9 protein-coding genes are annotated in these 12,079 nt (G+C 41.7%); 2 read left to right on the top strand and 7 right to left on the bottom strand.

Going from position 1 to position 12,079, the window contains the following annotated elements; all coding sequences use genetic code 11:
- Nucleotides 1-42 precede the first annotated feature (42 nt).
- A complete protein-coding gene (locus SY85_RS19885; RefSeq protein ID WP_066406822.1) occupies nt 43-3,396 on the top strand; it encodes a methylmalonyl-CoA mutase family protein in 3,354 nt (1,117 codons plus the stop codon).
- Between the two features lie 408 nt (nt 3,397-3,804).
- Here SY85_RS19885 and SY85_RS19880 read toward each other — a convergent pair whose 3' ends face one another.
- From SY85_RS19880 to SY85_RS19870, 3 genes are all read right to left on the bottom strand, one after another.
- Complete coding sequence (locus tag SY85_RS19880) at nt 3,805-4,377, bottom strand: cysteine hydrolase family protein (protein ID WP_066406821.1); 573 nt, start codon at nt 4,375-4,377, stop codon at nt 3,805-3,807.
- A gap of 134 nt (nt 4,378-4,511) precedes the next feature.
- Nucleotides 4,512-5,195 (bottom strand): M24 family metallopeptidase, encoded by a 684-nt coding sequence (locus SY85_RS19875; protein ID WP_066406820.1) that lies wholly within the window; start codon nt 5,193-5,195, stop codon nt 4,512-4,514.
- Between the two features lie 190 nt (nt 5,196-5,385).
- Nucleotides 5,386-6,501, bottom strand: a complete 1,116-nt coding sequence (locus SY85_RS19870; RefSeq protein WP_066406818.1) for a hypothetical protein — start codon at nt 6,499-6,501, stop codon at nt 5,386-5,388.
- 38 nt (nt 6,502-6,539) lie between these two features.
- On the opposite strand from SY85_RS19870, the gene SY85_RS19865 reads away from it, so the two are divergent.
- Nucleotides 6,540-7,196, top strand: a complete 657-nt coding sequence (locus tag SY85_RS19865) for a methylmalonyl-CoA mutase family protein (protein WP_226998908.1) — start codon at nt 6,540-6,542, stop codon at nt 7,194-7,196.
- 133 nt (nt 7,197-7,329) lie between these two features.
- Here SY85_RS19865 and SY85_RS19860 read toward each other — a convergent pair whose 3' ends face one another.
- The 4 genes from SY85_RS19860 to SY85_RS19845 all read right to left on the bottom strand — a co-directional run bounded on the left by SY85_RS19860 (nt 7,330) and on the right by SY85_RS19845 (nt 11,968).
- Nucleotides 7,330-7,725 carry an OsmC family protein gene (locus SY85_RS19860; RefSeq protein ID WP_066406816.1) on the bottom strand — a complete coding sequence of 132 codons (396 nt, stop codon included), beginning with the start codon at nt 7,723-7,725 and terminating at the stop codon, nt 7,330-7,332.
- A 25-nt stretch (nt 7,726-7,750) separates the two neighbouring features.
- Nucleotides 7,751-8,917, bottom strand: a complete 1,167-nt coding sequence (locus SY85_RS19855; RefSeq protein WP_066406813.1) for a trans-sulfuration enzyme family protein — start codon at nt 8,915-8,917, stop codon at nt 7,751-7,753.
- Nucleotides 8,918-8,921: 4 nt separating this feature from the next.
- A complete protein-coding gene (gene metX / locus SY85_RS19850; protein WP_066406812.1) occupies nt 8,922-10,001 on the bottom strand; it encodes a homoserine O-acetyltransferase MetX in 1,080 nt (359 codons plus the stop codon).
- A 728-nt stretch (nt 10,002-10,729) separates the two neighbouring features.
- Nucleotides 10,730-11,968 carry a hypothetical protein gene (locus tag SY85_RS19845; protein WP_066406810.1) on the bottom strand — a complete coding sequence of 413 codons (1,239 nt, stop codon included), beginning with the start codon at nt 11,966-11,968 and terminating at the stop codon, nt 10,730-10,732.
- Nucleotides 11,969-12,079: the final 111 nt, after the last annotated feature.

Here is a 12,079-nt window from a genome sequence, read left to right as displayed (position 1 = left end):
TGGCGCTAATTACCGTAATTTTGCCCAACGATTTGAAACTATATGAGCTATCAGATACAAAACAAAGTCCGTATCGTTACGGCGGCCTCTCTTTTCGACGGGCACGATGCAGCGATCAATATTATGCGCCGCATTCTCCAGAGCAAGGGAGCAGAGATCATTCACCTGGGTCATAACCGCAGTGTGGCAGAGATAGTAGAATGTGCTATTGAGGAAGATGTACAAGGTATTGCCATTACCTCTTACCAGGGTGGACACGTAGAGTTTTTCAAGTACATGAAAGACCTGTTGGAAGAGAACGGCTGTGGCCATATCAAGATCTTTGGTGGCGGTGGCGGTACTATATTACTTCAGGAGATCGACGAGTTACATAAATATGGAATCACTCGCATTTACTCGCCCGACGATGGCCGCAAAATGGGCCTGGAAGGCATGATTGAAGACGTGATCAAGCAATGCGACTTCACATTAAACGGCAATGGCGTTTACAAAACTCCTATGACGCTGGGCGAGCTGAAAGACGTGCGCCAGATTGCCCGCCACATCACCAATGCTGAAAATGGAGCGCAGTCCACAGACAACAGTCAACAATCCACAGATAAAAAAATACCTGTACTAGGTATTACAGGTACGGGCGGTGCTGGTAAATCATCTGTAACCGACGAGATCGTACGCCGTTATTTAAATGCATTTAATGATAAGACCATTGCTGTTGTATCGGTAGACCCCTCCAAAAAGAAAACGGGTGGTGCCTTACTGGGCGACCGGATCCGCATGAACAGCATTTCCTCTCCCAGAGCGTATATGCGCTCCCTGGCTACCCGCGATAGCGAAGTGGCACTGAGTGCGCACGTGCAGGATGCCCTGGATATCTGCCGGGCAGCAGGCTTCGACTTTATCATACTGGAATCTGCCGGGGTGGGCCAAAGCGATGCCTCTATCCTGGAGTACTGCGATGTAAGTCTGTATGTTATGACACCGGAATACGGTGCGGCTTCTCAATTGGAGAAGATCAACATGCTGGACTATGCCGACGTAGTAGCCATCAACAAATTCGATAAAGCCGGTGCCTTAGATGCCCTGGCCGATGTACGCAAGCAATACAAACGCAACCACCAGCTATGGACAGCAAAGGATGATGAACTTCCTATAGTAGGTACGATTGCTGCCCAATTCAATGACGGCGGTGTTAACGAACTGTTTGAAAAGCTGACACAAGCTATTCAACGCAAAACGGAAGTTAGCTTTGGCAATGTTGAAATACATGCACATACCAAAGACACCACTACCAAGTCGCAGATCATTCCACCCAAGCGCGTACGCTACTTGTCTGAAATATCAGAAAACAACCGCGGTTATGATAAATGGGTGAATGAGCAATGTGCTATTGCTTCTAAGCTATACCAGATCAATGGTGTCATCGGTGAAAAAGAAGTAAGTGCCATACCAGAATTGCAGCAGCTGCAAAAACGTTATGAAGACAGTCTGCATACTGAATGCAAGAAACTGATACAGGATTGGCCCCAGGTTGTGAAAAAATACGGAGCCGACTTCTTTGAATACCAGGTGCGCGACAAAGTGATCAAACAACCATTGACCACTACATCTTTAAGCGGCACACGCATTCCTAAAGTAGTTCTTCCTAAATACAAAGACTGGGGTGATATTCTGCGCTGGCAGCTACAGGAAAATATTCCTGGTGAGTTCCCATACACGTCTGGTGTATTTGAATTGAAACGCCAGGGCGAAGATCCCACACGTATGTTTGCCGGTGAGGGTGGCCCTGAGCGCACCAACAAACGCTTCCACTATGTATCGGAAGGTCAGCCGGCCAAGCGTTTGTCTACCGCATTTGATAGTGTAACCCTGTATGGCGAAGACCCTGCTCACCGTCCGGATATTTATGGAAAGGTTGGGAACTCCGGGGTGTCGATTGCCACAGTGGATGATGCTAAGAAGCTATACAGCGGTTTTGACCTTTGCGACCCCAAGACCTCGGTGTCTATGACCATCAATGGTCCGGCGCCAATGCTATTAGCCTTCTTTATGAATGCCGCTATTGACCAGCAGTGTGAAAAATGGATTGAAGAAAACGGTAAATGGTCATTAGTAGAAGAAGCGTTTAAAAACAAATACGGCCATTTACCCAAGCCTACTTATTATAACCCCTCTGCCCCTGAGCGCTTGCCTCATGGCAACAATGGCCTAGGCTTGAAACTACTGGGTTTAAGTGGCGATGAGTTTTTGCCCGAGGATATCTATGAACAACTGAAAGCACAAGCCTTACAACAAGTACGCGGTACGGTGCAGGCAGATATCTTAAAAGAAGACCAGGCGCAAAACACCTGTATCTTCTCTACAGAGTTTGCCTTGAAGTTGATGGGTGATGTACAACAGTATTTTATTGAACAGAAGGTGCGCAACTTCTATAGCGTATCTATTTCAGGTTACCATATTGCTGAAGCAGGTGCTAATCCTATTACGCAATTAGCATTTACATTGGCCAATGGCTTTACCTATGTAGAATACTATTTAAGTCGCGGTATGCATATCGATGATTTTGCACCGAACTTATCGTTCTTCTTCTCTAATGGTATGGATCCGGAGTATAGTGTGATTGGGCGTGTAGCTCGCCGCATCTGGGCTAAGGCCATCAAGCAGAAGTACAATGGTAACGACCGCTCACAGAAGTTGAAGTATCATATTCAAACGTCCGGTCGCTCACTGCACGCGCAGGAGATCGACTTCAATGATATCCGTACCACATTGCAGGCGCTATATGCGATTTACGACAACTGTAACTCGCTGCACACAAATGCATACGATGAGGCTATTACTACACCTACAGAAGAAAGTGTACGTAGAGCCATGGCCATCCAGTTGATCATCAACCGCGAGCTGGGTTCTGCCAAAACAGAAAACTTCATTCAAGGTTCTTTTGCCATCGAAGAATTAACTGACCTGGTAGAAGAAGCAGTACTCGCTGAGTTTGATCGTATTACTGAACGCGGCGGTGTATTGGGCGCTATGGAGCGCATGTACCAGCGTAACAAGATCCAGGAAGAAAGCTTGTATTACGAGCACCAAAAACATACGGGTGAATTACCGCTGATTGGTGTAAATACCTTCCTGAATAAGAATGGCTCACCAACGGTATTACCAGCCGAAGTGATCCGATCTACCAAGGAAGAAAAAGAGCAGCAGATTCAAAACCTGCAGGCCTTCTGGAAGCGTAATGAGGCGAAGAGCGAAATGAGTCTAAAGCGATTAAAAGAAGCAGCTATCAACAACAGCAACTTGTTTGCTGAATTGATGGAGACGGTGAAGTATTGCTCGCTGGGTCAGATCACTAATGCGTTGTATGAAGTGGGTGGTCAGTACAGAAGAAGTATGTAACGTCTATAGTCTTGATAAAAGAAAAGCCCCTTCAAGAAGGGGCTTTTCTTTTATCAATCAGGTATAATCTTATTTATACATTAGCACCGTTGTTTGTGTTCATTCAAGCTTTGGTGCGGCTGCTGCACCAACAACCAAGAAGGCAGAGTAATGTTATCAGTTTTCTAGCTTATTCAAAGTTGTTGATATGCACTGTCTCAGTACCAACAACGGCGCAAAAGATACTTAATTATATGAATGTGCATTTCGATTTCGCCTAACGTTTCATGGCTTTGCGATGTGGACGCGTTCCGTGTTCCGTCAGTTTAAATTTATTACTAAAGTTCAATAGTAGGACAACCGCATAGCACTTATTCATCAGCCACCATATTGCAAAACCGATGTTGTGCGTTCGCTTTTCTTCTCTAATTATCTAAATATTTTTTTTAAAAAGTCAGTTGTTACAATGGTTGCAAACTCACCATTTAAACTTGCTAAAGCAGTTTCGTGAATTAATTCTGCTGAAAAATTTTGTCCATCAAGTCCTTTTTTATTAAAGGTAGCAGTCGCATCAGAAACTAAGAAAGTGTCAAACCCAAAATTTCCTGCCATCCTTGTTGTCGTTGAAACGCAATGATCTGTTGTCAACCCTACAATTACAAGTTTCGTTATATTCTCCCTGTCAAGTTGTTCTTTTAAGTCCGTCCCAATAAAGGCACTATTCACGTTCTTTTTGATAATTGGTTCTCCATTAATCGGTTTTACAATGTCTTTAAATCCGTTTCCTTCATTTGTCTCGTTTAGTAGGGAAGTTGGTATTGAAGAATTATGTTGAATGTGAAAAATTGGAAGTTGATTTTTTCTCCAAAGTTCCAAAAGCTCTGCCGCATGCTTTTCAGCATCAAAATTGTTTCTTTGTCCGCCCCAATATTCTACATTGTCGAACCCCTTTTGAATATCAATTAAAATTAGTGCGGGTCTTTCCGATTTTGAAATGCTCATTTTATATTTTTTTTATAATTATTCTGTCGATATAGTGCTAGCCTTAAGTGACACACAATGAACAGGTATTGACGAAGGCTGGTAAATAGACTTCCGTCTACCCAGCTTTTGCCAATACCATGTTAGCAGCGGTTTTATTCTGCTGTTAGTAACTGCTCAAAAAAAGCACCTATGTTATTTTTCCTATCTACAAAATGTAGCTCTAGAATCCAATGCCTTTTGTTTCCATGTTTATCTAACTGGAGTATGTCATTATGATTGTCGGGATGTACGTCTAGACACAAATCATTGGGGTCATCTGGTTGTTCATGCGGAAACTTACCTATAATGTGTCCTGCAATGGCGTTTCCAAATTCGTACCCGTAGCGTTTTGCCAAGTCTGTAGCGTAGTTAAAAAAATCTGCCCCTGTAAGTTTATCTTGTTTAAAATACCAACTGTTCCCTTCGTACCAAGCTGCTTCTACATCTTTCTTTATCTTTTGTTTTAAAGGATCGCTGCCTAAAACATATGTTCTGCCAAGGTCTGCTTCCCAACCTTCAAAAATGGGATGAAAATCAAAAAACAGTATATCATCATCTTGAATAACCAAATCGGCAGGATCTGCCACATAGGGTTGCAAAGTATTAATACCTGTTCTTACAATTTTTTTGCCCCAATGATTTTCTACCCCAAAATCTTCTTTGGCAATTTGCATAATTTCATCGCAAAGTTGCTTTTCTGATTTTCCAGGAATTATTAATCTTCTGTCTTCAATAGCTTTAAATAATTCTTTTGCTTTTTGCTCTGAAAGGAAAAGTTTTTGAGTTGTTTGGTCCATATTTTTTTATCAAAATTTCTATTTGTCTCTTATATGTAGGATGGTTCAATACAATGACGCACAACTATCTAATACACGCAACTCCTTGTTCCATTTGCGATTGATAATTAATCAAAATCGAAACAAATTTGTAGCAGCAATGCGAACCTAGCTTCTATTGATTCTAATAGATAAATACAAATCAATACCATCACTTATACATCAATGCTTCCAGCAGCTTAAAATCTATTTTTGGAAAGAAGTCCTCCTGCACTAATGGCATTAAGGGTCCCTCGTTCCAGCCTTGCCGAAAACCGTCTTTAATTACAATTAACTGAAAGGCTGTTTTAGGCAGCTTAGGATCAAAGAAGTCTGGATTGAATTGAAATACGGGAGAAGTACTTTCAGCCTCAATTCCATCTGCCAGTTCATTAGGCAGGTCTCCCGTAACCTTATTTACATAAAACCCTTTCTTTTGCAAAACAGCCATATCTTTTGGCATGGCACAATAAGCCGGCGCTTGCTTTTCTGCTGCGGTTAAAGAGGCTAGCTTTTGTTCATACCTTTTTTTCTTCTCTACTAAAAAATCTAACCACAGTTCTGATAACTTAATTGTCTGCCGCATGTTGGCTTCCGCCTCGGCATTGCCCTTTACGTCTTTAAGAAAGCCTTTTGTCTCTTCCATATTTCCCTTTTCCTTTGCTATATCAAGGCCTAGTTTACCTATCCAAAGCTTAATGAATTGTTCCTTAGTGGTTGGTATAAAGCAAGGACGCTTACGCGGGTTTAGAATATATAAGTTCTGGTTGACCCGGCTTCTGGAAACTCCCACAGAGTAACCATTGATAGTTTGATAAGATACCGCAAACGTATCCGTAAATATTGGTGGTAGGTTCAACTTGTCTGTTTCTTCACTAAGTAAAAAACTATAAATATTCCGCAGCTCTTCCCGGTCGTTGATATAAATATTGGCCATGTAGTACTCGCCTTGTTTCTCCAAGGGACCATTGCCCCAACGGTAGTATAAAGGCAGGCCTACCATTAAGTAACCTTTATAAATCTTTCCATGCAAGCGCGCTGAAGCGCCTTCCCGTACTTCAAACCCTCGGGGTTTATTCAACAATGGAATTTGATTAAGAACATCAAAGATGGATGTAGCCCTAAAGCCGGCAACAGGGTCTGCCTTGGGCTTTAGTAGTGCCCCTGGATGCTCCCGCTCCCATTTATAATCCTTTTGGGCCTGAATGCCAGTGCTTCCAACCAGTACTATTAATAGAATGTAGAATCGGAGTATCACAGGCTTTTTCCGAAAAATACAGAGGTTCATTGCGGGCGCTAAAGCAGAATGGATAAACCGTCAATTCTTTGACATCAGTTGGCAAAATGGACACGTTAGCCTTCAAATATGCGATTTACGACAACTGTAACTCGCTACACACAAATGCATACGATGAGGCTATTACTACACCTACAGAAGAGAGTGTACGTAGAGCCATGGCCATCCAGTTGATCATCAACCGCGAGTTGGGTTCTGCCAAAACAGAAAACTTCATCCAAGGTTCTTTTGCCATCGAAGAATTAACTGACCTGGTAGAAGAAGCAGTACTCGCTGAGTTTGATCGTATTACTGAACGCGGCGGTGTATTGGGCGCTATGGAGCGCATGTACCAGCGTAACAAGATCCAGGAAGAAAGCTTGTATTACGAGCACCAAAAACATACGGGTGAATTGCCGCTGATTGGTGTAAATACCTTCCTGAATAAGAATGGCTCACCAACGGTATTACCAGCCGAAGTGATCCGCTCTACCAAGGAAGAAAAAGAGCAGCAGATCCAAAACCTGCAGGCCTTCTGGAAGCGTAATGAGGCGAAGAGCGAAATGAGTCTAAAGCGATTAAAAGAAGCAGCGATCAACAACAGCAACTTGTTTGCTGAATTGATGGAGACGGTGAAGTATTGCTCGCTGGGTCAGATCACTAATGCGTTGTATGAAGTGGGTGGTCAGTACAGAAGAAGTATGTAACATCTATAGTCTTGATAAAAGAAAAGCCCCTTCAAGAAGGGGCTTTTCTGTTTTTTCGGTCCCCGCCGTGTCTCCTTTGCCCAGCCCTGCGCGTGGCAACGGACACGGCGGCGGCCGTTAGAACATCATATCCTTAAACCGCTTGGATCGTAAGGGTATAATTAATTTTTGAATTCTTTTTCAACATAGCTGCTACACCACAATACTTTTCTAAAGAAAGATCTATCGCTTTAATTACCTTATCCCTGTTCTCTTCATCGGTTGCGATTGAATACACAATATTGATATCTTTAAATACACGTGGATACTCTTCTGTCTGATCGGCCTCTACTTCTATCTTTAGATCAGCGAAAGGTACCCGCATCTTTTCTAAAATATCAACAATATCAACGCCCGAACAACTTGCCAGCCCACTTAACAAAAGTGCTTTGGGATTAAATCCGCCAGCAGCATCAATATGGATAGTTGACTTATTGGGATGTATGCTTTCGTAGGATTTCCCACCTTTCCAAATAGTAGTTGTTTTCATAAATTGTGGCCCTTTTTTATCATGTTCAATTATCAAGTGCTTGAGTAATATCAAATAAAATGTCATCCCGATGTTCCAGACCAATTGAAATGCGTATGAGTCCTGGAGTAATACCTACGGCTGCTCTTTCTTCTTCTGTTAGTTTCGCATGTGTTGTGCTAGCAGGATGAGAAGCAATACTGCGCGTATCGCCAAGATTAGCCGTTAATGATAAGAGTCGAAGCCGATTCAGAAATTGACGCCCCTTCTCTAAACCTCCCTTTAATTCAAAGCACAATATCCCGCCACCATCGCGCATCTGTTTGCGCGCTATTTCATACTGCGGATGGCTTGGTAGAAAAGGATATTTTACCCATGCTAACTCTTTGTGCCCCTCTAGTTCTGAAGCAATAAATAATGCATTCGCCGCATGCCGTTCCATTCTAACATCTAATGTTTCTAAACTCCTGCTTAGTAACCATGCATTAAAAGGCGATAAGGAAGGTCCCGTAGCACGGCAAAACAAATAGATCTCGTTAATCAGTTCCTTCTTCCCTACTACTACTCCACCTAATACACGGCCCTGGCCGTCTATCCATTTTGTAGCAGAGTGCACTACCAAATCAGCACCCAAACAAATTGGCTTTTGAGAAACGGGTGTGGCAAAGCAATTATCTACATTTAAAATCAAGTTGTATTTCTCTTTTAATTTCGATACAGCTTCCAGATCGATAATATCAAGGCCAGGATTGGTAGGCGTTTCCAGATAAATCATCTTCGTATTCGATTTTATTTCAGCCTCCCAACTTTCAATACGATCCGCTTCAACATAGGTGTATTCAATCCCGTACTTTGGAAGATATTTTGCCACCACAGTATGTGTACTACCAAAAACAGAACGGCAAATAAGCAAATGATCTCCACTTTTTAGCAATGCCATGAAAGAAGCAAATACTGCGCTCATGCCAGATGCGGTAGCAAACCCATCTTCAGCTTGCTCTAGAATGCAAATCCTCTGCACAAACTCATCGACGTTTGGATTCGAGAAACGGCTGTAAATGTTTTCATCTGTTTCGTCAGCAAAAGTAGCACGCATGCTTTCTGCATTATCAAAGCAAAAAGAACTCGTTAAGAAGAGTGGTGATGAATGCTCCTTTTCACCCGTTTGCTCGATTTGGGTGCGAATAAGTTGTGTAACCGGATGAAGCTCCATAGATTCAATTTTTTATTTTCACCACCTCGTCAGTATTCTTTTCTATAGGTGGTTGATGTAAGGAATAGTTGTTTAACCAATCTTTTATATGCTTACTTATTTGATGGGTCTCAATGAGAAAGCCATCATGACCAAAGCTAGATTTTATACTAATTAATGAAGCACTTTGTAAGTTTTCATATAAATATTTCTGTTCTTGTGGTGGGCAGAGCAAATCTTCGTGTATACTAATAACTAATGTCGGTATACTAATGTTTTGCAGAACAACTTCAATACTTTCAGCCCTATTTCTGGCCAAATTATGCGTATCCATTGCTTTCGTTAAAATGTAATAACTAAAAGCATTAAATCGTTTTACTAATTTTTCGCCTTGATATCTCATATAACTCGCGGCTTTAAAACCATCAGTCATATGAATATCTTCATCTCGCTGGGTACTCTCAAAGGCTTCATACGTTCTGTATGTTAGCATCCCAATTGCCCTGGCAACTGCCAACCCTTTACTACCGGCCGTATCCGTTTTTTCAAGCCAAGTCGTATCTGTTTCAATAGCCATACGCTGGGCTGTATGAATGGCTATCCCCCAAGATGACTCATGAGCTGAAGTAGCTAACAGTACCATTTTCTGAATTACCTGAGGATACATAACACTCCATTCAAGTGCTTGATACCCCCCCATACTACCTCCAATTAATAATTGAATCTTTGATATCTGTTCATGTTGACGCACAATTTCCTGCACTTGTACCATATCACGAATAGTGATAAGTGGGAAACTATGATAATAAGGACTTTTAGTGTTCGGACATGTATGAAGTGGCCCGGTGGTACCATAATGAGAGCCCAAAATGTTAACGCAAACGATAAAATAATTATCGGTATCTAGTACACATCCCTTTCCTACCATACCTGGCCACCAAGAACTTACATCACTATTGGCAGTTAAGGCATGGCATACCCATATAACATTATCCCTTTTCTCATTTAGTTCACCAGCAGTATGATAGGTAATTGTTAAACCTTCCAGAACGCTACCATTCTCTAATACTAACTTATGATCATAATTTAAAACACGCTTATCCATTTATAACGTCTCCTCTAATTCCAATTAGAACTTTTGTAATGATAGCATAAATAACTTGTTTCTCTCCTGTATGCTTTCAAGTGAAGCTTTTACGAAATCCTTAGATTGTCTAAATCGTAAAATTGGAAGGAGCCTGCTTTCCTTGACCATTACATTTATATTATCTATAGGTATATGAAACACATTTTAACCCTTGGATGCAACGCACCCTCATAAATAAGTTCGCTAGTTACAGCATTTATAATATTCAATTACTCAGTAAGTGTTAACTTTTTCATCTTGGGTCCCCGCCGTGTCTCCTTTTCCCAGCCCTGCGCCTGACAAGGGACACGGCGGTGGTCATTAGGACTAGATTGCAAGCTTTCTTGTATCCGTCTTCTACGCTGGGTCTGTGCAACTGAACAAAGCAACGCAGCGGATATATGTCCGGAAAAAGGAAGTATGTAATACTTTATTCTTTAAAATAGAAAGCCCCTTCAAAAAGGGGCTTTTCCGTAGGTATATATTTAATTACATCTTGTCCATAAGATTTATGTACGTTTTGCTGTTGATGCAGCCACAGCACAAAGCCCGATGGAACACCAAGAACAGCGTAAGGATGTGGGTTTGCCCCATAAGAAGTAGCAGACTGCTAGTGCATGGCCGCCAAGTCCACACCTGCTACACAGAAGCCAGGAAGTGAGACTCGTCGGGGAAAAGAAGCTGTCTACTCTTAATTAAATTAATTTTTATCTAATTCTCGTTCCTCCTTGTGTTGTTCCACTGCACATGGTTCTAGCCTCAATGTGGTCCTGCCTGTCTTTATGAATTTTCCAGAGAACACCATGTGAATCCTTAAGCACAATTCCATTTTCAGCTTCTGTACCCATTGTTAATCCTTCAATCTTTGCATGTGTTGCCCAATTTCCTTTTACCGGAGGTTTATTGTATTCATCATACCACACATAAGTACCGTCAGCATTTATTTGCAGCGGAGGTGCTTTCGCACCCATACTATACTCCCTGTAAACATTGTCTCCATGAATTACGGTGTTTGGGTAACCATACACAAACATAGCCCATTTGCCATACAGGGCTGTGATGTCAGTGTGGTTTGATGAAACAGTAGACTCCGGTTTAACCTGGCTCCAGTCCACTTCTTCGTCGCGGTATGCACCGCATCCGTCGTAGTGCACTTTATACCTTCCGTTATCTTTTATCTCAATAATCGTGGCTCTTCCTTTGGGTGTACCGGAAGCATAATAGGCATCAACACGGGTATTCAATGTAAAAGCGGCGCCCCTTATTCCTCTAGGTCTTATTTGCTGAGCTGTTAATGACAAGTATTCAAACGTGTGTTCCTTCGGGTTATCAAACGTTACCCGCCACTGCTGCGGATTATAATCAGTTAAAACAATAGTAATTGTTCCATTATACCACTTGTCCTTATACATATCATACGCTTCTACTTTATCGCCTACTTTCCAATCACCATTTTTTGCAGGTTGCTTAATTTCAGGTGTGGCTATAGTATTTTCCCCGATCACCGTGAATTGATTTCGCTGTAACCAAGCTTCAAAGTCGTAACCATCATATTTTACTTTATATTGGTTGCCCTGTATCTCTTTTATAATACCTGTATATGTTTTTCCATCTGTTCCGGGAAATGAAATCCTCGTACCGATGCTGATGATATTTGCATTGGTATTATTTAAAAGGGTGAACTGACTCTGCTGAGCCCAGGCTTCGTAATCGTAACTATCGTATTTTATTTTGTACTGGTTACCTTTTATTTCCTTAATGATACCGGTATAAGTTCTTCCATCGGTACCCTTAAACGAAACTTTAGAACCTATGGTTTGTGCTGAAGATAAAAATGAAAAAATGAAGAGGAAGAGCAAATTAAAAATCAACTTTCCAGTGAGATGATTTTTTTTAAAAAGAGGGACTGAACTGGCTTTATCATTTTTCCGGGCTAGCATTAGCATAAATGGAGGTTTCGGTTATATCACATTAATATAAGAAAGATTTCTAAAGAGTCCTTGTTGGGCAAATATTTTTCATCACTGATTAGGCGCTTTTCATCAGAAGCACAGGCC

Source organism: Flavisolibacter tropicus, from assembly GCF_001644645.1.
Classification (GTDB): Bacteria; Bacteroidota; Bacteroidia; order Chitinophagales; family Chitinophagaceae; genus Flavisolibacter; species Flavisolibacter tropicus.
This window is presented reverse-complemented; position numbering and strand designations above follow the sequence as displayed.

Bases quoted from the DNA above. Each gene is read 5' to 3' on its own strand.
- SY85_RS19855 (WP_066406813.1), bottom strand. From the start codon at position 8,917: ATGGAGCTTCATCCGGTTACACAACTTATTCGCACCCAAATCGAGCAA.
- SY85_RS19875 (WP_066406820.1), bottom strand. From the start codon at position 5,195: ATGGACCAAACAACTCAAAAACTTTTCCTTTCAGAGCAAAAAGCAAAA.
- metX (WP_066406812.1), bottom strand. From the start codon at position 10,001: ATGGATAAGCGTGTTTTAAATTATGATCATAAGTTAGTATTAGAGAAT.
- SY85_RS19880 (WP_066406821.1), bottom strand. From the start codon at position 4,377: ATGAGCATTTCAAAATCGGAAAGACCCGCACTAATTTTAATTGATATT.
- SY85_RS19845 (WP_066406810.1), bottom strand. From the start codon at position 11,968: ATGCTAATGCTAGCCCGGAAAAATGATAAAGCCAGTTCAGTCCCTCTT.
- SY85_RS19870 (WP_066406818.1), bottom strand. From the start codon at position 6,501: ATGAACCTCTGTATTTTTCGGAAAAAGCCTGTGATACTCCGATTCTAC.
- SY85_RS19860 (WP_066406816.1), bottom strand. From the start codon at position 7,725: ATGAAAACAACTACTATTTGGAAAGGTGGGAAATCCTACGAAAGCATA.
- SY85_RS19885 (WP_066406822.1), top strand. From the start codon at position 43: ATGAGCTATCAGATACAAAACAAAGTCCGTATCGTTACGGCGGCCTCT.